Origin of the sequence: Bradyrhizobium sp. CB3481 (genome assembly GCF_029714305.1) — a bacterium.
Lineage (GTDB): Bacteria > Pseudomonadota > Alphaproteobacteria > Rhizobiales > Xanthobacteraceae > Bradyrhizobium.
The window spans coordinates 6565660-6590703 of sequence record NZ_CP121647.1; the positions used below are offsets into that span (position 1 = coordinate 6565660).

A 25044-nucleotide genomic window follows, 5' to 3' on the forward strand; every position below is an offset into this window, starting at 1 on the left:
CTTCGAGACGCGGGCTTACGCCCGCTCCTCAGGATGAGGACCGGAGGCTAACCCGGCCGGTACGCCCCGGTGACCGGGTCGCGGCGCAGCGTCGGAATTTCAGCCGTCTGAGCAGCCTCGGCGACGCGCGCCAGTCGCGCCTCTTCGAGTTCCCGGTTGATGCGGACGGCAGTCTTGTAGGCCCAGCGGACCACGGCGAGCCCTCCCAGGGCACCCGCGAATGCGATCAGCGGCGGCATCGGTCGATCCTTGTCGTTCACGTGTCAGCCCCCAATGGAACGCATTCTCGCCGAAGCCGGGCTGCGCCGCAATTGGGCTTTTGGGACTAAATGGCGCGCTCACTTCCGCGTCAGAATCCGAATTTGGCCCAGATCGCCCGGGTTTCGACGGCCGAAATCAGTTCATCCGGCAATCCCCCGATACCATCGAGGGCCGCCAGCGAGCCGGCCCCCGGTGACCGCCGGCCGAGCAGCCCGGACAGCACGCCGCTGGCGGGTGCGATGACCGGCGTCAGCACTTTGTCGCCGAAGCGCGCGCGCAGCGTCGACCTGATATCGCCGACCGCGTCGGCCAAGCCGAGCGACACGGATTTCTCGCCGGCCCAGTACTCGCCGGTAAACAAAACGTCATCGTTGCCGTTGAGACGCGCGCCGCGGCTCGTCTTCACCAGCGCGATGAAGATGGCGTGGATCTCGCGCTGGAGCGCCTTCAGGCGGGCCACGTCATCGGGGTCCTCGGGAAGGAACGGATCGAGCATCGCCTTGTGCTCGCCCGCCGTGTAGAGCCGCCGCTCGACGCCAATCCGCTTGAGCAGGTCCTGAAAGCCGAAGCTGCCGCCGACCACGCCGATCGAGCCGAGGATCGAGGACGGATCGCAGAAGATCTCGTCGCCCGCGCAAGCGATCATGTAACCGCCGGAGGCCGCGACATCCTCGACGAACACCAGCACCGGCAGCTTCTTTTCCGCGGCAAGCTGCCTGATCCGCAAATAGATCTGGCGCGACTGCACCGGCGAGCCGCCGGGCGAATTGATGACGAGCGCCACCGCCTTGGCGTGCCGGGTGGCGAATGCACGCTCCAGCGTCTTGGCGATACCAGCCAGGGTCAGGCCCGGCCGCAGCGGCGTTACCGCGCCGATGACGCCCGACAGGCGCACCACCGGCACGACGGGGATGTCGCGCCGGAATTTCGCCGGAATGAGTTGTTTCACCCTGTCAACGAGGTTCGGCATTTCCTTGCGATCACTTAATTGTTGAGTCATGCCGGTTACCTCGAATTAACCATTTTTTAGCCCACCACTGTCATTGCAAAGACGAAATGCCCTTTGGGCCAGGAACGCCTTTTGCATTGCAGATGTTAAAGCTGCAATGGTGCAGCGGAGACTGACATGAAAATCTACCTGCTGATAATGCTCATCGGCAGCCTACTGGCCGCAATCCACTTTACATCAGCGCCCAAGCAACAGTCAGAGACGCTTCCGCAATAGCGTCCTGGTTCCCCTGATTGGCGGATGCGCCGCCCTTACGGGGTAGCGAGCGGCAGGCTCGCTCGCCCCGCCAAAATTTCCTGCACCTTCCGGTTGGGCACGCCTGGCTCGTCATTGAGCATCAGGGCGGGATAGATTTGCGTCGGCGCCCGCCCGCCCTTGGTGGCGCGAACCAGGATGCGGTTGGCGGGCAGCCCTGCGTCGCCGTGAACGGGCAGTATCTGCAAGCTCCCGAAGCCGTGATCGAGCGCTGAGAGCACCTCGGCAATGCCGTCGGCGCGCCAGATCAGCGTCAGCATTCCTCGTGACTTCAAAATCCGCCGGCCGGTGTGAACCCATTTCATGAGAGTCGTCGCGGTCGCCATATGCGCGATCCCGCGCGCGGTGTCCGGCGAGGCGCGATGCCGCACCGGATCGTTGAAGGGCGGATTCATCAGCACCACGTCGACGCTATCGGGACCGAGCCCGGCGGCGGCAAAGCTGGCCGCATCCGCTTCCACGTCGAGCACAACCATGTCGGCTTTGATCGCATTCGCATCCGCATTGGCGCGGGCAAGGCCGGCCAGCGCCGCATCGATCTCGAGCAGAACCAGGTCGATGCCGCCGATGCGTTTGGCGACCGCCAGGCCCGCAACGCCGACGCCGGCGCCGAGATCGGCCACGCGATCTCCCGAACGGGCCGCCGTCGCCGCCGCCAGCAGCACCGCGTCGTGACCGGCGCGATGTCCTGATTTCAATTGCTTCAGATGCAATTGCCCGCCGAGAAACGCATCCTCAGTGACTTCGAGAACAGGGTCACTCATCGGGGCGCAATTCGTGAGCCAGGCCCGCCTCGGCCAGCAACCGCCGGGCCGCGCGATTATCGTCCTCGTGCACCAGGATACGGCGCGGCAGGATGCCGAGTGATCCCTCGATCACACTCATATTCTGGTCCAGCACCAGATGATGGATATTGGCGCCGTCGAGCAGCGCGCCGATTGCGGAAACCAGCACGATATCGTTGGTTCTGACCAATTCCCGCAACGGATGTTCTCCTTTTCGCCCGGGTGTGACGTCACCATGCGGCCTGTCAACCGCTACCTGCCCTTGCCGCCATAGCCGGCACTTTCTATTGTAGAACAAGGATAAGTGCGAATTGGCCAAAATTGGAGACCCGCGTGGCGGTTATTGTACCCTTCGAAAGTCCGTCGAACGCCTCGATCGATGCGCTGGTCGGGCTCGTCGCCGCCGACATGGAGCGGGTCAACGCCACCATCCTGTCGCGAACGGGATCGGAAGTCACCATGATCCCGGAAGTGGCCAATCATTTGATCTCATCCGGCGGCAAGCGCCTCCGCCCGATGCTGACGCTGGCCATGGCCCAGCTCTCCAACTATTCCGGCGACGGCCATGTCAAGCTCGCCGCCGCAGTCGAATTCATGCACACGGCCACGCTGCTGCATGACGACGTGGTCGACGAAAGCGAATTGCGCCGTGGCAAGCTGTCGGCGCGGATGCTGTGGGGCAATGAGGCGAGCGTTCTGGTCGGCGACTTCCTGCTCGGCCAGGCCTTTCGCATGATGGTCGAGGTCGGCTCGCTGCGCGCGCTCGACATCCTGTCCTCCGCGGCCGCCACCATTGCCGAAGGCGAGGTGATGCAGCTTGCGGCCGCCAAGAACACCGCAACCACCGAGGACGAATACCTCGCCGTCATCCGCGGCAAGACGGCCGAACTGTTCGCCGCCGCCTGCGAGGTCGGCCCCGTCATCGCCAACAGGCCGAAGGCCGAGCAGACCGCCTGCCGCTCGGTCGGCATGAATCTCGGCATCGCCTTCCAGCTCGTCGACGATGTGCTCGACTATGGCGGCAAGGCCGCCAAGCTCGGCAAGAACATCGGCGACGATTTCCGCGAGGGAAAGATCACGCTGCCGGTGGTGCTGGCGTTCCGCCGCGGCAATGACTCTGAGCGCAAGTTCTGGATCAAGGCGCTGGAGCGCGGCGAGATTGGCGACAGCGATCTCGATCATGCGATCGGGCTGATGACCAAGCACCGCGCGCTGGAAGACACGATCAGCCGCGCCCAGCACTACGGCGCGATGGCGGTCGATGCGCTGGCGCTGTTTCCGGCCTCGCCGATGAAGACCGCGCTCGAACAGGTCGTCGCGTTCTGCCTGGCGCGGTCGCACTGATTCCACCGCCGTCATACCCCGCGAAAGCGGGGTATCCAGTACGCCGCGGCCTCTCAATAAATCAATGAAGCCTCCGGAATACTGGATCCCCCGCCTTCGCGGGGGATGACCGCAAACGCGCTTCGCTCTACCATCCTACGAGACATCGCATTGATCGGCTCAAATTTCGTATTGTTCCTGCTCGCGGCGCTGATCGTCGCCGCCGTCCCCGGTCCCGGCATCTTTTACGTCGCCGCGCGCACGCTGTCCGGCGGCAAAAGCGCCGGTTACGCCTCGACATTCGGAACAGCGCTCGGCGGGCTCGTGCACGTGATCGGCGGCGCGCTTGGCGTCTCGGCGATCATCCTTGCCAGCGCTGAATTGTTCACCGCGCTCAAATTCGCCGGCGCGCTCTATCTGATCTGGCTCGGCATCAAGACGCTTCGCGAGGCACGCGATGTACTCACGCAGCCCGTTGCCGCGGCCGGCACACACCATGTCTTTCGCGAGGGTGTGCTGGTCGAAGCGTTGAATCCGAAGACTGCCGCGTTCTTTCTGGCCTTCATTCCGCAGTTCGTCGATCCGGCCGCCGGCTCTGTCGCGCTGCAGTTCGTCACGCTCGGCCTGATCTCGGTCGTGCTCAACACGCTGGCCGATGTCATCGTGGTGATGATGGCGGCGAGTGCCCGCGCTGGTCTCACGCGGCATCCAACCCTGCTGCAGCGGCTGCGGCAGGGCTCGGGGCTGTTCATCGCAGGCTTGGGTCTTTCCCTGGCGCTGGCGCGGCGGCCGGGTTCGTAGCCCGTAACTCGTAGGATGGGTAGAGCGCAGCGAAACCCATCGACCGCGCTCGGGACAGAAGTGATGGGTTTCGCTGCGCTCTACCCATCCTACGCAAGCATCAGCTCAGCGTTCCCGCATGCACCCACCATGTTGGGTGACCCCGCCGGATCTGCTCGGCGGCGCGGCCGGCGTCTGCGGTGTTCTCGTAGATCGCAAAGCAGGTGGCGCCCGATCCGGACATCCGCGCCAGCCACGCGCCGTTGGTGGCGTTGAGCGCCGCGATGACCTCGCCGATGACAGGCTGCACCCGCAGCGCCGGCGCTTCCAGATCGTTGGTATTGGCGGCGAGCGCTTCGACCCATTCTTCCAGCGATGCCTGGTCGTCGGGCCAGCGGTCGCGCAGCAGCACGTCGGTGACGCCGACGAGCAGTTCACCGTTGCGCAGGCCGAGCGCATTGAAGACGTCGCGGGTGGCGACGGGCACGCCGGGATTGACCATTACGCACGGCATTTTCGGCAGGCTCAGCGGCGCCAGCGCCTCGCCGACGCCGGTCATGATGCAGCCGCGCGAGTTGACGCAGACCGGCACGTCGGCGCCGGTCAATTTTGCTACCTCGACGATGCGAGGATCGTCGAGCGCCAGGCCGTTCAACTGCGCCAGCAGACGCAGCGCTGCCGCGGCGTCGGCCGAGCCGCCGCCGATACCGGCTGCGACCGGCAACACCTTGTCGAGGGTGAAGCTGCCGGCCTTCATGCCTGATACTCGCTCTGCGAGCAGCCTTGCGGCCTTGAGCACCAGATTGTCCGTCGTATCGCCGCAAGCCTGCGCCAGCGGTCCCGACATCTTCAAATCGAGATCCGCGCCCGGCGTCAGCGTCAGGCGATCGGCGCAGTCGGCGAACGCCACCACGCTTTCGAGATCGTGATAGCCGTCCGCACGGCGGCCGTTCACCCGCAAGGACAGATTGACCTTGGCGCGCGCCTCGTCACTCAGCATGGGCATTGCCGAACAGCTCCCAACGTCTTCTGTCAGCCACCCTTGCCGTCTTCTTTCTTCTTGTCGGCGGAAGCCGCAGAGGACGTGTCCTCGGGCAAGCCATTGGCGATCTTGGCCTCGATCTTCGGCAACTCTTCCGCTTCGGGCTTGAGGTCGCGGGCATGGGCCCACTGGAACTTGGCTTCCAGCGTCCGCCCGACGCGCCAATAGGCATCGCCGAGATGGTCGTTGATGGTCGGGTCCTCGGGCTTCAGGTCGATCGCACGCTCGAGATGCTTCACCGCGTCTTCGAAATTGCCGATCCGGTAGAACGCCCAGCCCAGCGAATCCACGATGTAGCCATCGTCGGGGCGCTGGTCGACGGCACGGCGGATCATCTTCATGCCCTCGTCGAGATTGATGCCCTGGTCGATCCAGGAATAGCCGAGATAGTTGAGGACATGCGGCTGCTCGGGCTGCAGCTCGAGCGCCTTGCGCATGTCGGCCTCGGCCTTGCTCCACTGCTTGGAGCGCTCCTCGCAAATACCGCGATAGTAATAGGTGACCCAGGTGTTCTTGTCGGTCGCGCCGGGCATTGCCTCGATCGCCTGCGAATAGGTCGTAGCGCAATCACCGAACTTCTTGCGGCCGCGCTCGATATTGCCGAGCGCCATGATGGCCTCGATGTCCTTGGGCGCCTCGGTGATGACGCCCTTCAGGATCTTGATCGCCTCCTCGCTGCGATCGGCACTGTCGAGATTGGTGGCGAGCTGGATCTGCGCGTTGCGCTTGAGCGGCGAACTCGCCGGCATGCGCTCGTAGACCTTGATCGCCATCTGCGGCTTCTTCACGGATTCGTAGAGATCGGCGAGCGAGAGCAGCGCCAGCGGATGACTGGGCTGCAAATAGAGCGCGAGCTGCAGATAGACCAGCGCCAGATCCTCGCCGCCGCGGCGGGTCAGCGTGGCCCCGATGCCGTAGAGCGCCTCGGCCGCGCCGGCCTGCGCCGAATCGACCAGCGGCGACATCTTCTTGCCGGCCTTGGCCTCGCGCAGGCCCTCCTGCACCAGAGGATGCCGTGGCAGCTTCTTGTCGAAAGCCTCGTAGATCGCGGTGGCCGCCGCGGCGTCCTTGTTGCGCGACAGCCAGCGCGCATGGGCCTCGACCACGCGCAGCATCGAATCGTCGAGCTTGTAGGCGCGCTCGAACCGCGGACCGGCATCTTTGTCCTTGCCTGACGCCTCCAGGATCATGCCGGTGTGGAGGTCCTTGAAGATCGGATACCATTCCGGGCCGGTCAGCTTGTCGATATTGGCGACCGCGGCCTTGGCATCGCCCGCGCCATAGCTCGCCCATCCCGACAGCAGCGTCGCCACCAGATCGGTGATCGGGCCGCGGATCGACTGGTTGATGTTGAGCTGCGCGGCGGCGTATTTCTTCTGCTTGAGATCGCGCACGCCGACCACCAGCCGCGCGACGCGGTTGGCCTTGTCCATGGTCAGGATGCGATCGGCGAGCTTGACCGCCTCATCGATGTCGCCGTCGGCGAGCGAGGAGATGAAGGCGCGGTCCAAGAGCTCGTTGTTCTTCGGATCGGAGCGCAGCGCGGAGCGGTAGAATGCCGCGGCGGACGCCGCGTCGCGCTCGACGCTGGCATGGCGCGCGGCGAGATAGCTGCCCGCCGTGGTCAGCGATTTCAGATCGGCCTTGGAAGGAAATTGCGCGGCGTTGTCGGCCGGATGGTCGGGTGTCTGGGCCCAAACCAGACCAGGCGCGGTCAGGCTGGCTGCGGTGATGGCGGCGATGGTCCAACGATTCATACGAGTGGAAAGCATCACAGTTCGCATAGCTCCAGGATGTTCGGCGGGATCGTTACGATCGGTGTTTTTTACGATCGGTCTTTAACGCAAGCCCAAGCGGCGGCATCTCGATCAGCGACAATGCCGCTTTTGGCCCTCAACCGCAAGGATACGCCAAGGATAAGTCGTGGCGAATCGGTTGGCAGATTAGGCCCTTAGGCCTCCGATTTGGCCAGCCCAACCGGGAAACGCTTCTACTATGGCGGCATCGTGGCCGAAGGCGGTATCACCCTCCTCCGGCTCACGCAATCGTGGTTGATACGGCCGCGTTACATACCCTGGTAGTTCGGCCCGCCGCCACCCTCCGGAGGAACCCAGGTGATGTTGCCGTTCGGGTCCTTCACATCGCAGGTTTTGCAGTGGACGCAATTCTGGGCGTTGATCTGGAAGCGCGGACCTGAGGCCTCCTCGACCCATTCGTAGACGCCGGCCGGGCAATAGCGGTTCGACGGGCCGGCGAAGACGTCATGTTCCGACGCCTTCTGCAGGTTCATGTCGGCGACCTTGAGATGGATCGGCTGATCCTCTTCATGGTTGGTGTTGGAGAGGAACACCGAGGACAGCTTGTCGAACGTGAGCTTGCCGTCGGGCTTTGGATAGGCGATCGGGGTGTGCGCCTTCGCCGCATCCAGCGTCTTGCGGTCGGGCTTTGAATGCGACTGGGTGCCGAACAGCGAGAAGCCGAGCGTGTTGCACCACATGTCGAAGCCGCCGAGCGCAACGCCGATGACGGTGCCGAACTTCGACCAGAGCGGCTTGACGTTGCGGACCCGGTGCAAGTCCTTGCCGACGGCGGAATCCCGCCAGGCGTTTTCGTAACTGGCCAATTCGTCATTGGCGCGGCCGGCGCCGAGCGCTTCGGCGACATGCTCGGCGGCGAGCATGCCGCTGCCCATCGCATTATGCACGCCCTTGATGCGCGGTACGTTGACAAAGCCTGCCGCGCAGCCGATCAGCGCGCCGCCGGGGAAGCTCAGGCGCGGCACCGACTGGTAGCCGCCCTCGGTGATGGCGCGCGCGCCATAGGAAATCCGCTTGCCGCCCTCGAACACATCGCGAATTGAGGGATGGGTCTTGAAGCGCTGGAATTCGTCGAACGGCGACAGATACGGATTGTCGTAGTTAAGGTGCACGACGAAGCCGACAGCAACCTTGTTGTCGTCGTAATGGTAGAGGAACGAGCCGCCGCCGGTCCTGTTGTTCAGCGGCCAGCCGAACGAATGCTGGATCAGGCCCTTCTGGTGTTTGGCGGGATCGATCTCCCAGACTTCCTTCAGCCCGATGCCGAATTTCGGCGGTTCGCTCTTGGCATCGAGCGAATATTTCGCGATCAGCTGCTTGCTCAGGCTGCCGCGCGCGCCTTCGGCGAACAGCGTGTATTTGCCGAGCAGCTCCATGCCGCGCGTAAAGGAATCCTTGGGCTTGCCATCCCTGCCGATGCCCATGTCACCGGTGGCGATGCCGCGAACCGCGCCGCTATCATCGTACAGCACTTCGGCCGCCGCAAAGCCCGGATAGATTTCGACGCCGAGCGCCTCCGCCTTCGGGCCCAGCCAGCGGCAGACGTCGCCGAGCGAGCCGATATAGCAATGATGGTTGTTCATCAGCGGCGGCATAATGAAATTCGGCAGGCGGATCGCACCGACCTCGGTGGTCCAGTAGAAGCGGTCCTTCTTGACCTGCGTCTTCAGCGGGCAGTCCGCGTCCTCGCGCCAATCCGGAATCAGTCTGTCGAGGGAGACCGGATCGATCACCGCGCCCGACAGGATATGCGCGCCGACCTCGGAACCCTTCTCCACCACGACGATGCTGAGATCGGCATTGAGCTGCTTCAGCCGGATCGCTGCGGCGAGGCCCGACGGCCCGGCGCCGACGATCACGACGTCGAATTCCATGGATTCGCGGGGAGGAAGTTCTTCTGCACTCATGATCTTGTCTCAGCCCGATTGAGAACGGCTCTAAAGGGCTCTTGTTTACGATTTTTGCGGAGAGGACAACCATGGAAATGCAGCTGCGAGGCGTTTCACGCCTGCCCGATCCATATTAGATTGGCATAATGGATTTGATCCCCGAACCCGCACCTAATCTCAGGCAATTGCTGGCTTTTTATCTGGAGGCCGGGGTCGATTGCGCGCTGATGGAGGAGCCGGTCGATCGGCTGAGCGAGCCGGAGAGCCCACCAGCGCCTGCCCCGATCCGCGAGGTTGCGCCCTCCCCGGTGAGGGACATGCCCGCCGCGACGCCGGCAGTTCCGCGCAGCGAAACAGCCCCGGCGCCGGAGGCTGCCATCGCGATGGCGCGCGAGGCAGCGCGAACGGCGCCGACACTGGAGGCGCTGCGCGCGCTATTGGAAAAATTCGAGGGCTGCGCGCTGCGCAACACCGCGACGCGCCTGGTGTTCGCCGACGGCAATCCCGAGGCGCGCATCATGTTCGTCGGCGAAGCGCCCGGCCGCGACGAGGACATCGCGGGCCTGCCCTTTGTCGGGCGCTCCGGCAAGCTGCTCGACCGGATGATCGCGGCGATCGGGCTCGACCGCAGCAAGGCCTATATCGCCAACGTGATCCCCTGGCGACCGCCGGGCAACCGCACCCCGACGCCGCAGGAGACGCAAATCTGCCTGCCGTTCATCCAGCGGCAGATCGAGCTCGTGAACCCGGACGTGCTGGTGACGCTCGGCAACCCTTCGACGCAAACGCTGCTGCAAACGCGCGAAGGCATCATGCGCACGCGCGGCAAATGGATTGACTACGACACCGGCACGCGCACGATCCGGGCCATGGCGACGTTCCACCCGGCCTATCTGCTCCGCTCGCCGTCCTACAAGCGGATGTCGTGGCAGGACCTGCGCGCCATCGCCAAGGTGCTGGAGCAAACAGCTTCGTAGGGTGGGCAAAGGAGCGCAAGCGACGTGCCCACCATCCAGCCCGTGCTGGTGATGGTGGGCACGCTTCGCTTTGCCCACCCTACACACCTTTCCAGAACTACGGCGCCTTCGGCCGCACGATGGCCCAGCCGATGCGCAACAGTGGTTGCCGGCCGTTCACCAGCCACTCAAAGGCGCGCGGCACTTCCGGCACGAGACCTGGAAAGCGCTGCGCGATTTCGGGCGGCGGCGCGCCTGAGGTATCGGAGGCACGCCAGACCACGACACCGCCGGTCTCGTTGAATTTCGCAACCGAAAGCCAGGGCGTCCGCTCCGGCGTCGCATCGAGCAGCAGATGCGGGCGCCCGCGGCTCATCGCGACGAAGCTGGCGAGTTGCGGATCGCCGGCTACCGCGCGCAGCCGCTGATTGGTTCGCCGTTCGAAATTGTCGCCGAAGAACTGCGCGATCGCCTTGGCGGGCAGCGACGTCGATACCTCGTTCGCGCCGGTCCATGGCAGGAAAGCCGTCGCCGCGATGACGACGATCGCAGGCGCGATAATCGCCACCGCCCACACGGTCCGGAGCAGGCGCTGGCGCCGCAGATGGATCAGGTCGCCGGCCACCACGACCACGGCAAGTCCGGACATCAACAGGGCGACGCCGGCGCCGCCAGCGACATGATCGAAATTGAAGAATCCCGCGATCAGGCTGCCGAACAGCGCCGGCGCAAACGCGAAGAAGAAGACGAAGTCTCGCGCCAAGGGATCAACCGGCGGCCGGTAGATGATCGGCGCCTCCCCGGCGTTGCGGGCGAAGAAGCCGGAATTGAGGATGACAAGCAGCACGATTGCCGCCATCGCCAGCACGAGACCGCCGAGCAGCCAGCCCCACTGCAGGGCACGCGCGGCAAGATCGGCGAGCGCGGGCCACGGCGGCATAGCCAGCGCCTCGGCGCGGAGCAGCCAGATCAGGTACGGCAGCACGAGGACGACAATCACCAGCAGCGCATAGAGCGGATCGAGCGACATCAGCACGCGCCGTCCGCGCTCGGTGGCGGCGGCGAATCCGACGAGCAGCAGCAACAGGCCGAACGCGGCCGGCGTCGTCAGCAAGAGAAGCCCGGCCTCGATCGACCAGGCGAACCAGGCGTTGCGGCGGTTTTGACCGATCAATTGCCAGGAATGCAGAAGAAGCAGCGCCCATAGCGGGCGCGCCAGCACCAAGGGACCGAATTCGACGCCGGGCGAGCTGAACGCCACGATCGTCATCGAGAGCAGGACGGCGAGCACCGCTTGCTGCCCGCCGACGATGGCGCGGGCGAGCTGGTAGTAGATCCAGAAGGTGAGGACGGCGCAGACCTGCGCGAGCAGGTAGACGCCGAACATCGTGTTGCCGGCGGCGCGGAAGGCGATGTCGGCGAGCCAGAACGCCAGCGGCGGTCCGAGCCAGGTGCCGACCTGATATTCACGCCCGAAGGCCAGCACGGTCGCGAGGTCGCCGGGCGGGCTGCGATAGAGCAGCATCGGCAGGATCAGCCACATTGCCGCCTGCACCAGCACCACAATCCAGACCACCAGCCGCGGCCGGGCGCGGATCAATTCGACAACGAGCGAGGTGAAACGCATGAACCGTCCGAATGCCCGGGCCTGGCGGCCCTATCCCCCAACACGTTTGATAGAGCGCAGGAGCCGCGGAGGCAACCGATCTTAGATCGTGACGGAGATGTCGGAAGCGCTCTCCGCATCCAACGTGAAGAGATCAGGCTCGACTTCGACCGTTTCAGGGAAATGCTTCCGCCGCGCGGCGATGACAGGCGCGAAAAAGCGGCGGTGATGGATGCTGGGACCGAGCCGGTCCAGCGCCTCGCGATGTTCCGGCACCGCGTAGCCCTTGTGGGTTTCAAAGCCATAGCCCGGGCAATCGAGCGCCAGTGCGCTCATCAGGCGGTCGCGCGTCACCTTGGCGATGATCGAGGCCGCCGCGATCGACATGACAATACCGTCGCCGCCGATCACCGCCTCGCAGTCGCAGGGCGCATCGATCTTGTCGCGGCCGTCGACAAAAACGTGCTTAGGCATTTCCGGCAAGGCGCGCACCGAGCGCGCCAGCGCCCACAGCGAGGCGCGCAGGATATTGTCGCGATCGATCCGCGCCGGCGAGGCAAAGGCGACGGCAAAGGACGCGGTGGCGCAGATCTCCTCGAACAGTTCCTCGCGGCGCTCGGCGGTCAGACGCTTGGAATCGTCGATGCCCTTGGGGATTCGCTTCGGATCGAGGATGACGGCCGCCGCCACCACGGGGCCGGCCAGCGGACCGCGCCCGGCCTCGTCGCAGCCGGCGACCGGCCAGACGCCGCGCTTGATCAGCGCCCGTTCGCGGCGAAAGCTCGGCGGCGCGACCGCGATCACGCCCTTGGGCAGGTCGGCTTTTTCATTGCCGGCCTGCTTGCCTGATTTCCCGTTGGTTTTCTTGGCGGACTTGTCCCGAATCATGGCCGGGATTCGTGCGCCAGCGCGCCGCCGCGCGCAACCGGGAACTCGGCGTAATTCCCGTTATTCAGCGCGACGCCGCCACTGGCCGGCCTCGATCGCATAAACGTTCCGAGGCCCGCGCTTGGCGTCCGCCACCGTTGTCAAATGGCGCATGCCGAGTTTCTCGAGCGCATGAACGGATGGCGTGTTTTGCGGGTTGACCAACCCGAGCAGCCTTGTGCATTCGAGCTGCTCGAACCCGAAAGCGATCTGCGCCTCGCCGATTTCGGTTGCAATCCCCCTCCCCCATGCCCGGCGCGCGAGCACAAACCCGATCTCAAAATCGCCGGTTCCCAGCGCATCGCATGGCGACAAGCCGGCGAAGCCGATGACGTCGCCACCGGGCTTTTCCGTCAACACCGCCATCCCGGTGAGGCGGTCGCCGAACGTGAAGAATTTCCGGATGAAATCCTCGGCGGCGCCGTCTGCCATCGGCGCGCCGGCAAAGGCAAAGCGCATCACGTCGCGGTCGCCAAAAATCAGCTTCTGCAGAACCGATATGTCGGCCTCGGTCGCCGCACGCAACGCAAGGCGCGGCGTCGTCAAGATGACGCGCGGCTGGCCTTCCGATACTGGCGCGGGCTTCTGGTCCATCCCGCCGCAATACGGCAATTCGCTGGCAGCGAGAAGTGCCGGGCCGCAACAGCTGCAAACCTAGTCTGGCAGATGAACCCGGCGGTCGTCGCCGACCTCAATGCCGGGCGCGACCACGACTTCCCAGGGATGATTGTCGGGATCGGCAAAGTAGCCGGAGTAGCCACCATAGTCGGTCTTGTGCGCAGGCTTGAGCAGCGTCGCGCCGCAGGAGATGGCGAAATCGAGCACGGCATCGACCTCCGTCGGGGAGCTGCAGTTCCAGGCGAGCGTCGATCCGCGGAAGGTTTTCGGCCGCGGCTGATCCGGCAGCGCAGCGTCGGCCGCGAGCTGGTCCCACGGGTACAGCGCGATCACCGTGCCGCCGGTATCGAAGAAGGCCACCGCCTCGCCGGTGGCGCGCATCTTTCTGGCAAAGCCGAGCGCCTCATAAAAGGCGATGCTGGCACGGATATCGCTGACGCCGAGCGTGATGACCGTGAAGCGCGGGGTTGGCTTGCCTGAACTCATGCTTACTCTCCATCCGTCACATGCGAGGACAAATCGCCTCGCCCGCCATGACGACAACGCCCTAGAACAAACTCAGTTGCTGCCCGCTGCGCTTCGGCTTGACAAAATGATCCGTCGTCAGTTTCGCGCGCCGCTTGTTGAGCCCGAGTTTTTCGCAGGCGATCTCGAAGCGGCGTCCGATCATCCAGGCCATCGGTCCAGTGCCCTTCATCCGCGTGCCCCATTGCGAGTCGTAGTCGCGCCCGCCGCGCATGTCGCGGATTAGCGTGAAGACATGGCGGTAGCGGTCCGGATAGTTCGCCATCAGCCACTCGCGAAACAGGTCGCGCACTTCCAGCGGCAGCCGCAGCAGTACGTAGCTTGCTTCCTTGACGCCGGCATGGGCCGCGGCATCGAGAATGCGTTCGATCTCGGAATCATTCAGCGCGGGGATCACGGGCGCAACCATCACGGTCGCGGGAATGCCAGCCGCCGACAATTGTCGCAACGCTTCCAGCCGCTTCGGCGGCGTCGAGGCGCGCGGCTCCATGGTGCGCGCGAGCTTCGGATCGAGCGACGTCACCGATATCGCGACCTTGGCCAGATTGCGCTTGGCCATCCGCTGCAGAATGTCGATATCGCGCGTCACCAGCGCCGACTTCGTCACGATGCCGACGGGATGGCCGGCTTTATCCAGCACTTCGAGAATGCCGCGCATGATCTTGTATTCGCGCTCGATCGGCTGATAGGGATCGGTGTTGGTGCCGATCGCGATCATCCGCGGTTCATAGCCGGGCGCCGCCAGTTCCTTCTCCAGAAGTTCGGGCGCGTCCGGCTTGGCGAGCAGCTTCGATTCGAAATCGAGCCCGGGCGACAATCCGAGAAACGCGTGGGTCGGCCGCGCGAAGCAATAGACGCAGCCGTGCTCACAGCCGCGATAGGGATTGATCGAGCGGTCGAAGCCGATATCGGGCGAGTCGTTGCGGGTAATGACCTTGCGCGAGGTGTCGAGCGACACCGTCGTCTTGAACGGCGGCAGTTCTTCGAGGCTCTGCCAGCCATCGTCGAAGGCGACGCGGGCTTCGGCCTCGAACCGGCCGCTCGCGTTGGATTGCGCGCCGCGGCCGCGCCGCCGCTGGCGGTCGATGGCGACCGCAAGTTCGGGAAAAGGGGGCGCACCCGCCGCTTCGGAGGGCGGGGTAACCGGCGGGTGCTTGAGGGCATGAGAGGATGCTCGGCTCATGTTCCAAAGATAGCACGCAATCAGAACAAATCAAGAACATCAACGAAGGCAATTCACATCGAAGCGGTCGCGCGGGAGATGCCGCCTGCCCCATCTGCCGCAAAAAGCTGCACGCAAGCGGCTGTTTTGATTGTGACAAGGTGATAACAGTGCGGAGGTTTCTCCGTTTGAGCCATCGAAGCCTCAATGATGTTGAGCGTAATCATTCCGACCGAAGGGGTAGAGCAGCCAGCCGTCGCAACACTGGCGGCGCTGGTGCCGGGAGCGGCAGCCGGCGTCATCTCCGAAGTGCTGCTGGTCGACCGCGCCGGCAATGGCGTGATCGAACGGGTGGCCGACGTTGCCGGCTGCCGATTCCTCAATTTCGAGGGAACACGCGCTGCGGCGCTCGCCGCCGGCGCGCGGGCGGCACGCGCGCCCTGGCTGATGTTCCTGCATCCCGGCGCGGTGCTCGACAGCGGCTGGATCGATGAGACCACGCAATTCATTCAGAACGTCTCGCTGAGCGGCCGGCCGCGTGCCGGCGTGTTCCGCTATGCCCGCTCGCCCTACACCAACACGCGTATCGGCGACGCCTTCAAGTTCGTCGGCCGGATGATCACGGGGCCGTCAGCGGAACAGGGACTATTGATCGCGCGCGACCATTACGAGCGGCTTGGCGGCCATGGCGTGGACTCCCGCCGCCCCGAGACGCGGCTGCTCCGCCAGCTCGGCCGTGCCTCGCGCACCCAGTTGCGCAGCCGGATCATGGTCGTCGCCTAAAGCGGTCCGGCGCGGACCAAAATATCGAAAACAACCCCATGCACAGTAGAAACGGCAGGCGCCGACGGCCCTTCGCCGCGATACATACTTGCCAAAGTCAAATATATATTTGACAATCGCAAATATCTGCTTGCGCGAGGTCCCAGATGAACTCCGAACAAGAAGTCGCGGCCGTTCGCGCCTTCAACCGCTTCTACACCCGCAAGCTCGGCATCATCGAGCCGAAGCTGCTGCACAGCCCGTTCACGCTGCAGGAAGCGCGCATCATGTACGAGATCAGGCATCGCCCGGCCTGCACTGCCACCGACCTCACCCGCGATCTTGGTCTCGATCCCGGCTTCCTGAGCCGCACCTTGCAGGGGCTGGAGCGCCGCGAGATCGTGACGCGAAAGCCTTCAAAGGAAGACGGTCGCGTCAACGAGCTCTCGCTCACTGCAAAGGGCCGCTCGGCCCAGGCTGAGCTCGAGCGCATGACAAACGAGGAAGTTGGAAGCCTGCTCAACACGCTGGACGGCAATCAGCGCGCTGCCGTCGTCCGCGCCATGACGACAATCGAACAGACGCTGGAGCGCCCGACGACGAAGCCGGCCACCTTTATCTTGCGCAGCCACCGGCCCGGCGACATCGGCTGGGTGATCTCGAGCCAGGCCAGGGCCTATGCCGAGGAGTATGGCTGGGACATCAGCTACGAGGCGCTGGTCGCCGAAATCTGCGCGCAGTTCATCAGAAACTTTGATCCGTCGCGCGAGCATTGCTGGATCGCCGAAGCAGGCGGCGAGCCGCTCGGCTCGATCTTCCTGGTGAAGGGCAGCGACGAGGTCGCCAAGCTGCGGCTGCTATTGGTGGAGAAAAAGGCGCGCGGGCTCGGCGTCGGCCGCGCGCTGGTCGAACAGTGTATCCGCGGAGCGCGCGAAAAGGGCTACAAGGAAATGACGCTGTGGACGCAAAGCATCCTTGTCGCCGCGCGCGGCATCTATCAGGCGGCGGGCTTCCATCGCGTCAAGGAAGAGCCACACCATAGCTTCGGCGTCGATCTCGTCGGCGAGACCTGGGAAATGAAGCTGTAGTTCATAGCCCGTCATTTCGGGGGATGCGCCAGCATCGAACCCGGAATCCAGAAATTTGGCACGATTCTCAGGTACGCAATTGCGTACGACAGTTCATCGCTGCGCGATTCCCCGGAATGACGGAGAGTTAGAGAAACCAGGACGTGGACTCGTCAGCGCCGAGCCATACGCTGATTGAAGCGAGTTGGACGAAGGCGAAGTTGTTGGCGGCAAGTTTGTCGTAACGCATCACTTGATCCTGAAGACCCGCTCAACTCGATTGCGGGCGCGATACAGTAAGACGACCGCCTCGCTGCAATTGCTTTTCGGCGGGATGTCGGCCCATGCGCCCTTCTTCAGGCAAGTTCTCTCGCGGCTCGGAGGGCGGGCTCCCCGTCAAGACGTTTGGACGCTATCGGCCCGAAAGCAGACCTATCATGCTCACATTGAGTTTTGTCGAGTTTGACCCATACCGGAAAGTCGAGCTCCGCTCGAATGGGAGCACCTGGTCATCTCCAATTCCCGCCGCCCGGTCGGCGAGGGATTAGACAATTGTCCCGCTCCGGATATCTCGCGGGTCGATACCTCGGTTAGAGGCGACATAATTGACCTCACCGCGCGAGATGCCGATGTCTTGAAGCTCCCTGTCACTCAATCGAGAAGGCTAGTTTGTATACGGTGGCGATGACGTCGCTCTTGGTATGCATCCCAGCATATCCAGAAGAAGCTCGAGACGTATCGCGTCGATCTAAATGTTCGCTCCAGCCAAATTGTGTCGTTGATCATGCTCATTCGGGCCTCCCGTGCTGCACCATTCAAGGTGGCAGGAGATCGGCAGGCGTGCTTGATCAGCAGCTTACATTTTCCTCACCAGAAGCTTATTCTTGGACTACCCGGCCGACGGCCAGGCCGTGAAATAGCCCCTCATCCAAGGGATCACGCCTTGCGCTATCTCTTCGAGGACTACGCATTCGACACTAACCTGCGCGAGCTGTATTGCGGAGCGAACATCGTCGCTGTCACGCCACAGGTATTCGATTTGCTGGAATACTTGATCCGCCACAGGGCGCGCGTTGTTAGCAAAAACGACCTCATTAACGCTATCTGGAGCGGGCGCAGCGTGTCCGATGCAGCGCTGACGACCCGCCTGAATGTCGCCCGGAACGCGATTGGCGATTCGGGCGGCGAACAGCGCCTCATCAAGACCCTGCCGCGCAGAGGCTTCCGTTTCATTGGACAAGTGCGGGCGGCGCAAGAGTTCTCACGCATAGCAGGATACGATAACCCTATAGAAGCACCGAAAGCCACTCTGCCGCTTCCGGATAAACCTTCGGTCGCTGATCTCCCCTTCACCAACCTGAGCGGCGATGCCGAGCAGGAATACTTGGCGGACCTTCTGACCGGATCGCCAGCGAGGGAGCGAAAGGAACGGTCACGTCGCGAGATCGACCAGGAGGTAGCTCGCAAGGCGGCACTTGCCTATGAGAAATGGAGGCGCGACGCCGAGAGCCGAAAGGAAGAGGCGGCGAGGGAAAATGCCCGCCAGCGTCGCGAGCGGACCATTGAGAAAGTTCAGGCCGCGCTTGATAAGGCCGAGCGGGAGCATACCCGTAGGGTTGATGTCATCGAAGCACGGGCACAGGCCGAAGATGCACGCTGGCACAAGCAGAAGAGCGAGCTAGAAAAGGCATTGCGTCGTGCCAGTAGCTCATCGAAAGAACGTTGACGAAATACTCCGAAGCTCGACTCTACGCTGATCCCCAGAGGGCCGCGCGCCGCATCGTTAAGATCGCCAGCACCGTCGAGCCGGTGTTGGACGGGCGCCTCCACGTCGAGCTGATCAACGGCCCGTTTTTGTTCAAGGACAAGGGCAGCCCGGCCGAATACGGCGCGGGCATGGCGCTCGCCAACGAGCGCGGCTGGCTGACGATGCATGAGAGCGGCACTTATGTGCGTTTCACACCGGCCGGTGCTGATCTGTTCGCGTAGCCTCAGCCCCCACGCTGTCGATGTCGGCGTTTGGCCCTCAGCCGAACTGCTTTTGAGCCGCCGCAAAGGCCGCTCTCAGAGGAGAACCGAACCTGACGAGATGAGCGGCCGGACCGCCGCTCGTGACCAAAGCCGACATTAACCGTGAGGTGTAGACGGGATACGTCGTGGGACACGCACGCTTGCGGCTATGGTAGATTACGACGTCCCCTTTTCGCATTTTGCCGCTGGACCGCACCTCAAATGGAAAACGCGACACTCGTCCCTGTAAATTTTCGCATCAGTCAGCAAGCGCACATAATGCTGAATGAACTGACCGATATGGCGTCAAGGGAGACGGGCCGCACTATGGTGCCCGCCCTCTTTTGGGACGAGGAATATGACGAGATAAAGAAGGAGATGGTTGTGCGCGGCATCGCCTTGGGCTGCTACTACCGCGACGAGGTGCCTACGAGGCTACTGCAAGTCATTGACGGAATAACGCTCATCTTTGCTGTTTCGCCGAAGCAGGCGTTGCATTTCAATGGCAGAGAGATCGACTATCGCGACAGTCGTCGCTTTTTCTTCACCGATTGATCGGCGGAAGCCCGCTATTGGCCCTCAACCGAAGAGGAGAACCGGACCTGGCGGGATGAGCGGCCGGGCCGCCCTTTGTGACCCAACGAAGACATCGCGGCCTTCGCATTTGGTGCTATGATTGGCCACCAACGGCAGTGCAGCATCTGGGTTTTCGGGGTTTTCTCGGTGTGGCGGAAATTAGGGCTTCAAAGCAGCGAGCCAGCTCTGGAACGTGCCGAGCGCCTGGCCAATCTGCTGGCCTCCATAGTTGAGTCTAGCAACGACGCGATCGTTAGCAAGAATCTAGATGGCATTGTGACAAGCTGGAACAAGGCAGCTGAACGCATCTTCGGCTACTCTGCCTCCGAGGCGATCGGTCAGCCGATTACACTTGTGATCCCGGAGGACCGGCAAAGCGAAGAGCGTGAGATTTTAACCCGGATCCGACGAGGTGAGCGCATCGACCATTTTGAGACTGTTCGGCGGCGTAAGGATGGTAGCTCAATTGTCGTTTCGCTGACCATTTCTCCCGTCAAGGATGCCCACGGCAACATCGTTGGCGCATCAAAGATTGCTAGAGATATTACCGAGCAGAAGCGAACTCAGGAGCAGATTAGCCTTCTGGCTCGCGAGGCGGAGCACCGAAGCAAGAACATCCTCTCGAACGTACAGGCAATCATCAATCTTTCTCAGTCTGGCACCTCAGAGGGCCTCAAAGAAGTGATCAGCGGGCGCATACAAGCGATGGCAAATGTTCACTCGCTATTTGTCGAAGCGCGGTGGACAGGAGCCGAAGTCTCGGCGATCGCCAAGCAGGAGCTCGCCCCTTATCTCGAACAGGGCCACGACGACCGGGTTCGGATGGAGGGTCTGCAAACCGTGTTAGAACCCACCACTGCGCAGGCAATTGCTGGTGTCTTGCATGAACTAGCAACCAATGCTTCCAAGTATGGAGCGCTAGCCAACGCGAAAGGCCAGATTAGATTGACGTGGTCGCGCAGCGAAGATGGACAACTAGAGCTCCGCTGGACCGAATCGGGCGGTCCGAGGGTAAATGAGCCCGAACGCAAGGGCTTTGGTAGTCACCTCATCGAAGGAACGATCAGCCAACTTGGCGGCAAGGTGCGCTTCGACTGGCGCGCGGAAGGGCTTGTTTGCGAAATCGCCGTTCCGACGTGAAATCCCAATCGAAGTGGGCTCCGGCTGTCTCACCGTGGCAACTTCTGCTCATGGCCCATCGGACCTCCGGACATTTCCGCTCTTCGGCCGCTGTCGGGGTGACCGGACATCAGTCGACCGGCCATCTAATGCGTACATGCCCTAAGCCGACGCGCCCTTGGCCTTAGGCCGCCGCAGGTGCTCATCGAGCCGCGGCATGATCTCGACGAAATTGCAGGGCCGCGTGCGGTAATCGAGCTGGGCGCCCAAAATGCCGTCCCATGCGTCGCGGCAGGCGCCCGGCGATCCCGGCAGGCAGAAGATGAACGTCGCTCCGGCAACGCCCGCGGTGGCGCGGCTCTGCACCGTCGAGGCGCCGATCTTGGCATGGCTGAGCATGTGAAACGCGATAGAAAAGCCATCCATCCGCTTTTCGAACAGCGGCTCGACCGCCTCCGGCGTGACGTCGCGGCCGGTGAAGCCGGTGCCGCCGGTGGTGATGATCGCGTCAATGCCGGCATCGGCGATCCATCGCCTGACGATGGCCCGGATTGCCTCGACATCATCGGTAACGATCTGGCGTGCGGCAAGATGATGGCCTGCCGCGGTGAGGCGGTCGGCCAGCGTGGCGCCCGATTTGTCGTCGGCCAGCGAGCGCGTGTCCGAAATGGTCAGCACCGCGATGTTGAGCGGCACAAATTGTTTTGTTTCATCGATGGAGGACATCACCGCCTCTTTCCGTCATGCCCGATCTTGTGCGGGCATCCACATCTTCAAACTATCTCAAAAGTATCGAAGTGGATGGTTGGGAGCTAGGGCGTGCACTCATAAATCCGCGATTGTCCGCTTCCCGGGGGTAGGGCAGACATGGCCCTGACCGACCGGGGACGACTGCAGCTGACCCATAGGCGACATTCGCCTAATCGAAATTTCGCGGCGTAGCAGTCTGGTGCCGTAGCGTAAACCCGCCTTACAAGGGCTTGATCTCCACCTTGCGGAATTTGACCGCTCCCGCGCCGTGTTGCAGGGCGATCGAGCCTTCATCGAACATTCCGTTCCGCAGTTCGGCCGTTTTCTGTCCGTTAAGCACGACCGTGATGTCGCGCCCCCTCGCCGTGATCTCGAACGTATTCCATTTGCCGCCGGCTTTCGGCATCGGATTGATCTCGACGTAACGTGTGATCGCGCCAGTGCCGTAACTCGGATCGGGCCGTTGGTCGAAGATATTTGCTTCGTAGCAGGTACGGTCGGTGATCTTCTTGGCATCGAGGCAGCGGAAATAAATGCCGCTGTTTGCATCATCGCTCGGCCAGAATTCGACGCGCAGCACGAAGTCCTTGTACGTCTTCTTGCTGACGAGATAACCGGCCTCTTTGTCTTCCATCTTGTCGGCAATTACTGTGCCGTCCGCCAGATGCCAATTGGATTTCCCGACCTGACCCCATTGTTCGATGTCTTTGCCGTCGAAGAGCGTGATCCAGCCCGCTTCCTGAGCTTTAGCTTGCGGCAGCGCCTGACTCACCGCGAAACCCGAGGCGACTAGTGCAAGTGCGAATTGCAAAGAATGTCGCAACGTCGTTGGCATGATTATCTCCTCCTGGTTGTCTGCCGAATGTCTCTCCGGGCGCTAGTCTGATGATAGGCCCTTGCGCAAACTCTGGCTATCCAACGAAAGATAGGAGAGGCATGGATGGACAGAGGCTCCACATGACGAAGAAGTTGGCGATGCGCTCACAGCCTTCGCACGAGGTGCCGTTTGGGGCGACGAGGCGCTAAAGCTGCGCGACCGCAGTCGTGGACGCGCTGCGCTACCGATCGCGACGTAACGGATCGAGGCGTCTCCGAATGTCGCTTGTTGGCCCGCAGCCGACCAACTTCGTCGCCTGCCGCTAGTCCGGTATTTGGGGTAGTCCGGACTTCGCATCAGCGATCGTTCGACCGCCGCTTGTGACCCAAAGCGGCCGGACTGAATCGTCGGCATTGTGGGGCGACGCTTGTAGTTGGCTTCGGCCCTGCTTCCGTGGGAGCCGTCCTCATAGGTCGGCGGCCCCGCCCTGCGTCACGGATCGAGTGAAGCAAGATAGGCTACGATCGCCAGCATATCGTCCTGGTCGAGGTTGTTCACCACCTGCGCCATCAGCGGGCTCCACTCGCCGCTCCGCGCGCCATGCCTGAAGTCGTAGAGCTGGCGAAACATGTAGCTCGGTGAGCGGCCGGCGATGCTCGGCAATGGCCCGAGCCCCTTGAGCTCCAGCCCGTGGCACGTGGCACATACGATAGTCTTGCCCGACCCGCCTTTCACCAGTGCCTCGCCTCTCGCTAGGCTGCCGACCGGCACATAGGCGGTGAAGGTCGAGCGCGGATCGCGGCTCTCGAAACGCTGCAGGTCGTCTGGAATTTCGAGAATGCGTTGCTCAAGCGGCTCACGTTCACCGCCCTCCACCGCTGCCCAGAGAAACGCCGCGATGTAACTTTTCGGCGCGGCATCGCTCTCGACCACCGTGATGCGCTTGCGCGGCTGGAGGCTGGAAAAATAGGCCGCCGCTGCTTCCACTTCCGCATCGGTGATCGGCTTGGAAAGAGCGATCATCAAACTCGGCGGCAGGCGGCCAGCGACGGCGGTGCCGCGCACGCCGCTCTTATAATCAGCCATTTGTCGGATGATGTAGCTCTTCGGAAGACCTGCGAGGTCAGCGTTTTCCGGCCCCCCAGGCCCGTCGGCGCGGTGACAAAACCCGCAGGCGAACACGTCGGGCTTGCGGCCGTTGGCTACGATGTCCGGCAGTGGCCGATGGTCGCCCGGGTGCCAGATCGGCGCGATGAATCGGTCCCGGAGCTGGCTCCAGGTATAACCAGCCGTGCTGTTCGGCACACGCACAACGCTACCGTCATCGACCGGCGGCTTGTAGTTGGGATTGTTCTCCGGATAAGCCCACTGTGGCGGCGAGTCGCCCGCCGTGGCCGTCGTGATGGATAGCGCCACGCAAACTGTTGCCGACGCAAGGAAAACTATGGCGATTTTCATCGCGCCCTCGAACCTATTCATGATAAGCCCTCCTGCTTCTCAGGCGGTGTTCCGCGGCGGAACACACACGAGATGACGCCACTGCAAAAAGGTGATCAGCGGAGAAGGCGATGCCTGCCGAGGGCACAATTGCTGCTCATCACAATAGACGGGGACTTCGGCACATCCCGTTGAGCCGCTCAGTCGTTAGGTTACATCGATCACATGGTGGGGGAAAGAGGTTGACTGCTTTTGGCCCCGAAGCGGACATTCCTTCGTGTGCGCCTGATGTCCGATTTCGGGGGCTAACCGGACATCACCTGTCCTGCGTCGCAGGGCCTGGTTATGAGCACACGCGCTAGCGCTAAGACGCGCTTCGCACTCCAGCCCGGCCATGACGGCAAAATACTTCCTGTTTCCTCGCTTCAATTCACCGCGCCTGGTGCAAAGGTGTTGCAGGCCTGCACCGTGCCCTGCTGGTAGCCGGTCATGAACCATTGCTTGCGCTGTGCGGCGGAGCCGTGGGTGAAGCTGTCCGGCACCACCCTGCCCGTCGACTGCCGCTGCAGTGTGTCGTCGCCGATCGCAGTTGCCGTCTTCAGCGCCGCGTCGATATCGCCGGGCTCGATGAAGCCGGGACGCTTCTTTTCCTCGCGGTTGACCCAGACGCCGGAAAGACAATCCGCCTGCAGCTCGACCTTGACCTGCAGCGCATTGGCTTCGGCCTTGCTGCCGGCCTGCTGCTGCAGCCGCGTCACGCGCGGCAGGATGCCCAGCAGGTTCTGGATATGATGTCCCGCTTCATGCGCGATGATATAGGCTGTCGTAAAGTTGCAGGCGGATTTCCCCGAACAGCCGCGGAAGCGCGTCTCGACTTCGCGGAAGAAGGCGGTGTCGAGGAAGATCTGCTTGTCCGGCGGACAGTAGAACGGCCCCATCGCCGATTGCGCCATGCCGCAGCGGCCGCCATTGGTGGCATTGCGGAACAGCACGATGCGCGGGCCGGTATAATTCTGGCCGCTGGACTGGAAGATTTCGGTCCAGCGGTCGTCGATCTCGCCGAGAATGCCTGATATCATGCTGCCGACTTCATCCTTCGGCGCGCCGGTCTTCGCCGGCCCCGACCTGCGATCGGTCTGATAGGTCGGCGCCTGGTTGCCGCCGGTCAGAATTTCGGCGCCCCCGATCAGGATGCGCGGATCGATGCCGAAGGCATAGCCGACAAGGCCGAGGATGATGATGGTGCCGATGCCGAGGCCGCCACCGCCCATCGGCATGCCGAAGCCGCCGCCACCGCCTCCCATTCCGCCGCCATCGTCGCGACGGTCTTCAATGTCGTCGCTGCGGCGGAAATCATCGTAACGCATGGCGCTATTTCCTCATCCCCAAGGCTGCTTAATCACAAGGCTGCTTGCTCAACGCTGCAATCACGTAAAATTTCCATTTCATTAATCAATAACCTGCCCGGCAAAAATTGCCTAGTGCGCCAAGAGCGCGCAATCTCTGCTGGCATTTTCGTCGATGATATCTCTGCGCATTCTCTGATCATCG

26 protein-coding genes and 1 pseudogene are annotated in these 25044 nt (G+C 62.9%); 9 read left to right on the forward strand and 18 right to left on the reverse strand.

Annotation, left to right across the window (positions count from 1 at the left end; genetic code table 11):
• Positions 1-47: 47 nt before the first annotated feature.
• The 4 genes from QA643_RS31815 to QA643_RS31830 form a co-directional block, all read right to left on the reverse strand.
• Positions 48-239 (reverse strand): hypothetical protein, encoded by a 192-nt coding sequence (locus QA643_RS31815; RefSeq protein ID WP_283034990.1) that lies wholly within the window; start codon positions 237-239, stop codon positions 48-50.
• Between the two features lie 110 nt (positions 240-349).
• Positions 350-1261 (reverse strand): S49 family peptidase, encoded by a 912-nt coding sequence (locus QA643_RS31820; protein WP_283029613.1) that lies wholly within the window; start codon positions 1259-1261, stop codon positions 350-352.
• A gap of 260 nt (positions 1262-1521) precedes the next feature.
• Complete coding sequence (locus tag QA643_RS31825; RefSeq protein WP_283029614.1) at positions 1522-2289, reverse strand: methyltransferase; 768 nt, start codon at positions 2287-2289, stop codon at positions 1522-1524.
• A complete protein-coding gene (locus tag QA643_RS31830; protein ID WP_283029616.1) occupies positions 2282-2509 on the reverse strand; it encodes a DUF2007 domain-containing protein in 228 nt (75 codons plus the stop codon). Before QA643_RS31830 ends, QA643_RS31825 begins: the two co-directional genes overlap by 8 nt.
• Before the next feature lie 134 nt (positions 2510-2643).
• On the opposite strand from QA643_RS31830, the gene QA643_RS31835 reads away from it, so the two are divergent.
• Entirely contained in the window at positions 2644-3654 is a 1011-nt protein-coding gene (locus QA643_RS31835; protein WP_283029617.1) for a polyprenyl synthetase family protein, read from the forward strand.
• Between the two features lie 150 nt (positions 3655-3804).
• The gene (locus tag QA643_RS31840; protein ID WP_283029618.1) at positions 3805-4434 is read left to right on the forward strand and encodes a LysE family translocator; all 630 of its coding nucleotides are present in this window, start codon (positions 3805-3807) and stop codon (positions 4432-4434) included.
• Between the two features lie 100 nt (positions 4435-4534).
• Here the strand turns inward: QA643_RS31840 and QA643_RS31845 are convergent, their stop codons facing one another.
• The 3 genes from QA643_RS31845 to QA643_RS31855 form a co-directional block, all read right to left on the reverse strand.
• Positions 4535-5419 (reverse strand): 4-(cytidine 5'-diphospho)-2-C-methyl-D-erythritol kinase, encoded by an 885-nt coding sequence (locus tag QA643_RS31845; protein WP_283029619.1) that lies wholly within the window; start codon positions 5417-5419, stop codon positions 4535-4537.
• Positions 5420-5445: 26 nt separating this feature from the next.
• Positions 5446-7227, reverse strand: a complete 1782-nt coding sequence (locus QA643_RS31850; RefSeq protein WP_283029620.1) for a tetratricopeptide repeat protein — start codon at positions 7225-7227, stop codon at positions 5446-5448.
• A 293-nt stretch (positions 7228-7520) separates the two neighbouring features.
• Positions 7521-9179, reverse strand: coding sequence for an electron transfer flavoprotein-ubiquinone oxidoreductase (locus QA643_RS31855; RefSeq protein ID WP_283029621.1), 1659 nt, complete (start codon positions 9177-9179; stop codon positions 7521-7523).
• Positions 9180-9313: 134 nt separating this feature from the next.
• On the opposite strand from QA643_RS31855, the gene QA643_RS31860 reads away from it, so the two are divergent.
• Positions 9314-10138, forward strand: a complete 825-nt coding sequence (locus tag QA643_RS31860; protein ID WP_283034991.1) for a uracil-DNA glycosylase — start codon at positions 9314-9316, stop codon at positions 10136-10138.
• A 97-nt stretch (positions 10139-10235) separates the two neighbouring features.
• On the opposite strand, the gene QA643_RS31865 is transcribed toward QA643_RS31860, so the two are convergent.
• The 5 genes from QA643_RS31865 to QA643_RS31885 all read right to left on the reverse strand — a co-directional run bounded on the left by QA643_RS31865 (position 10236) and on the right by QA643_RS31885 (position 14976).
• Positions 10236-11744, reverse strand: a complete 1509-nt coding sequence (locus QA643_RS31865) for a glycosyltransferase family 39 protein (protein WP_283029622.1) — start codon at positions 11742-11744, stop codon at positions 10236-10238.
• 81 nt (positions 11745-11825) lie between these two features.
• Entirely contained in the window at positions 11826-12611 is a 786-nt protein-coding gene (locus QA643_RS31870; protein ID WP_283029623.1) for a ribonuclease HII, read from the reverse strand.
• Between the two features lie 60 nt (positions 12612-12671).
• Positions 12672-13244 (reverse strand): GNAT family N-acetyltransferase, encoded by a 573-nt coding sequence (locus tag QA643_RS31875; RefSeq protein WP_283029624.1) that lies wholly within the window; start codon positions 13242-13244, stop codon positions 12672-12674.
• A gap of 60 nt (positions 13245-13304) precedes the next feature.
• Entirely contained in the window at positions 13305-13754 is a 450-nt protein-coding gene (locus QA643_RS31880) for a VOC family protein (protein ID WP_283029625.1), read from the reverse strand.
• Between the two features lie 61 nt (positions 13755-13815).
• Positions 13816-14976, reverse strand: coding sequence for a PA0069 family radical SAM protein (locus QA643_RS31885; RefSeq protein WP_283029626.1), 1161 nt, complete (start codon positions 14974-14976; stop codon positions 13816-13818).
• Positions 14977-15165: 189 nt separating this feature from the next.
• Between QA643_RS31885 and QA643_RS31890 the strand changes: the two genes are divergently transcribed.
• Together QA643_RS31890 and QA643_RS31895 are read left to right on the forward strand one after the other, a co-directional pair.
• Positions 15166-15738: a glycosyl transferase gene (locus QA643_RS31890; RefSeq protein WP_283034992.1), complete on the forward strand. Its 573-nt coding sequence runs from the start codon at positions 15166-15168 to the stop codon at positions 15736-15738.
• A 146-nt stretch (positions 15739-15884) separates the two neighbouring features.
• Positions 15885-16805, forward strand: coding sequence for a helix-turn-helix domain-containing GNAT family N-acetyltransferase (locus QA643_RS31895; RefSeq protein WP_283029627.1), 921 nt, complete (start codon positions 15885-15887; stop codon positions 16803-16805).
• A gap of 127 nt (positions 16806-16932) precedes the next feature.
• Here QA643_RS31895 and QA643_RS31900 read toward each other — a convergent pair.
• Positions 16933-17144: pseudogene (locus tag QA643_RS31900) on the reverse strand (hypothetical protein); the annotation flags it as partial.
• Positions 17145-17328: 184 nt separating this feature from the next.
• The gene (locus QA643_RS31905) at positions 17329-17439 is read right to left on the reverse strand and encodes a DUF1127 domain-containing protein (RefSeq protein WP_283029628.1); all 111 of its coding nucleotides are present in this window, start codon (positions 17437-17439) and stop codon (positions 17329-17331) included.
• Between the two features lie 288 nt (positions 17440-17727).
• Between QA643_RS31905 and QA643_RS38810 the strand changes: the two genes are divergently transcribed.
• The 4 genes from QA643_RS38810 (at position 17728) to QA643_RS31925 (ending at position 20510) form a co-directional block, all read left to right on the forward strand.
• Complete coding sequence (locus tag QA643_RS38810; protein ID WP_349253246.1) at positions 17728-18510, forward strand: winged helix-turn-helix domain-containing protein; 783 nt, start codon at positions 17728-17730, stop codon at positions 18508-18510.
• Positions 18507-18773, forward strand: a complete 267-nt coding sequence (locus QA643_RS31915) for a hypothetical protein (RefSeq protein ID WP_283029629.1) — start codon at positions 18507-18509, stop codon at positions 18771-18773. Before QA643_RS38810 ends, QA643_RS31915 begins: the two co-directional genes overlap by 4 nt.
• A 243-nt stretch (positions 18774-19016) precedes the next feature.
• Positions 19017-19349 (forward strand): hypothetical protein, encoded by a 333-nt coding sequence (locus QA643_RS31920; RefSeq protein WP_283029630.1) that lies wholly within the window; start codon positions 19017-19019, stop codon positions 19347-19349.
• Positions 19350-19466: 117 nt separating this feature from the next.
• Positions 19467-20510: a PAS domain S-box protein gene (locus QA643_RS31925; protein ID WP_283029631.1), complete on the forward strand. Its 1044-nt coding sequence runs from the start codon at positions 19467-19469 to the stop codon at positions 20508-20510.
• Positions 20511-20651: 141 nt separating this feature from the next.
• On the opposite strand, the gene moaB is transcribed toward QA643_RS31925, so the two are convergent.
• From moaB to QA643_RS31945, 4 genes are all read right to left on the reverse strand, one after another.
• Complete coding sequence (gene moaB / locus QA643_RS31930; RefSeq protein ID WP_283029632.1) at positions 20652-21215, reverse strand: molybdenum cofactor biosynthesis protein B; 564 nt, start codon at positions 21213-21215, stop codon at positions 20652-20654.
• A 244-nt stretch (positions 21216-21459) separates the two neighbouring features.
• A complete protein-coding gene (locus QA643_RS31935) occupies positions 21460-22074 on the reverse strand; it encodes a DUF1080 domain-containing protein (RefSeq protein WP_283029633.1) in 615 nt (204 codons plus the stop codon).
• A gap of 474 nt (positions 22075-22548) precedes the next feature.
• Positions 22549-23535: a c-type cytochrome gene (locus QA643_RS31940; RefSeq protein WP_283029634.1), complete on the reverse strand. Its 987-nt coding sequence runs from the start codon at positions 23533-23535 to the stop codon at positions 22549-22551.
• 383 nt (positions 23536-23918) lie between these two features.
• Entirely contained in the window at positions 23919-24860 is a 942-nt protein-coding gene (locus QA643_RS31945) for a neutral zinc metallopeptidase (RefSeq protein ID WP_283029635.1), read from the reverse strand.
• Positions 24861-25044: the final 184 nt, after the last annotated feature.

Bases quoted from the DNA above. Each gene is read 5' to 3' on its own strand.
- QA643_RS31815 (WP_283034990.1), bottom strand. From the start codon at position 239: ATGCCGCCGCTGATCGCATTCGCGGGTGCCCTGGGAGGGCTCGCCGTG.
- QA643_RS31820 (WP_283029613.1), bottom strand. From the start codon at position 1,261: ATGACTCAACAATTAAGTGATCGCAAGGAAATGCCGAACCTCGTTGAC.
- QA643_RS31825 (WP_283029614.1), bottom strand. From the start codon at position 2,289: ATGAGTGACCCTGTTCTCGAAGTCACTGAGGATGCGTTTCTCGGCGGG.
- QA643_RS31845 (WP_283029619.1), bottom strand. From the start codon at position 5,419: ATGCCCATGCTGAGTGACGAGGCGCGCGCCAAGGTCAATCTGTCCTTG.
- QA643_RS31850 (WP_283029620.1), bottom strand. From the start codon at position 7,227: ATGCTTTCCACTCGTATGAATCGTTGGACCATCGCCGCCATCACCGCA.
- QA643_RS31855 (WP_283029621.1), bottom strand. From the start codon at position 9,179: ATGAGTGCAGAAGAACTTCCTCCCCGCGAATCCATGGAATTCGACGTC.
- QA643_RS31865 (WP_283029622.1), bottom strand. From the start codon at position 11,744: ATGCGTTTCACCTCGCTCGTTGTCGAATTGATCCGCGCCCGGCCGCGG.
- QA643_RS31870 (WP_283029623.1), bottom strand. From the start codon at position 12,611: ATGATTCGGGACAAGTCCGCCAAGAAAACCAACGGGAAATCAGGCAAG.
- QA643_RS31875 (WP_283029624.1), bottom strand. From the start codon at position 13,244: ATGGACCAGAAGCCCGCGCCAGTATCGGAAGGCCAGCCGCGCGTCATC.
- QA643_RS31880 (WP_283029625.1), bottom strand. From the start codon at position 13,754: ATGAGTTCAGGCAAGCCAACCCCGCGCTTCACGGTCATCACGCTCGGC.
- QA643_RS31885 (WP_283029626.1), bottom strand. From the start codon at position 14,976: ATGAGCCGAGCATCCTCTCATGCCCTCAAGCACCCGCCGGTTACCCCG.
- QA643_RS31890 (WP_283034992.1), top strand. From the start codon at position 15,166: ATGTTGAGCGTAATCATTCCGACCGAAGGGGTAGAGCAGCCAGCCGTC.
- QA643_RS31895 (WP_283029627.1), top strand. From the start codon at position 15,885: ATGAACTCCGAACAAGAAGTCGCGGCCGTTCGCGCCTTCAACCGCTTC.
- QA643_RS31920 (WP_283029630.1), top strand. From the start codon at position 19,017: ATGGAAAACGCGACACTCGTCCCTGTAAATTTTCGCATCAGTCAGCAA.
- QA643_RS31925 (WP_283029631.1), top strand. From the start codon at position 19,467: ATGATTGGCCACCAACGGCAGTGCAGCATCTGGGTTTTCGGGGTTTTC.
- moaB (WP_283029632.1), bottom strand. From the start codon at position 21,215: ATGTCCTCCATCGATGAAACAAAACAATTTGTGCCGCTCAACATCGCG.
- QA643_RS31935 (WP_283029633.1), bottom strand. From the start codon at position 22,074: ATGCCAACGACGTTGCGACATTCTTTGCAATTCGCACTTGCACTAGTC.
- QA643_RS31940 (WP_283029634.1), bottom strand. From the start codon at position 23,535: ATGAATAGGTTCGAGGGCGCGATGAAAATCGCCATAGTTTTCCTTGCG.
- QA643_RS31945 (WP_283029635.1), bottom strand. From the start codon at position 24,860: ATGCGTTACGATGATTTCCGCCGCAGCGACGACATTGAAGACCGTCGC.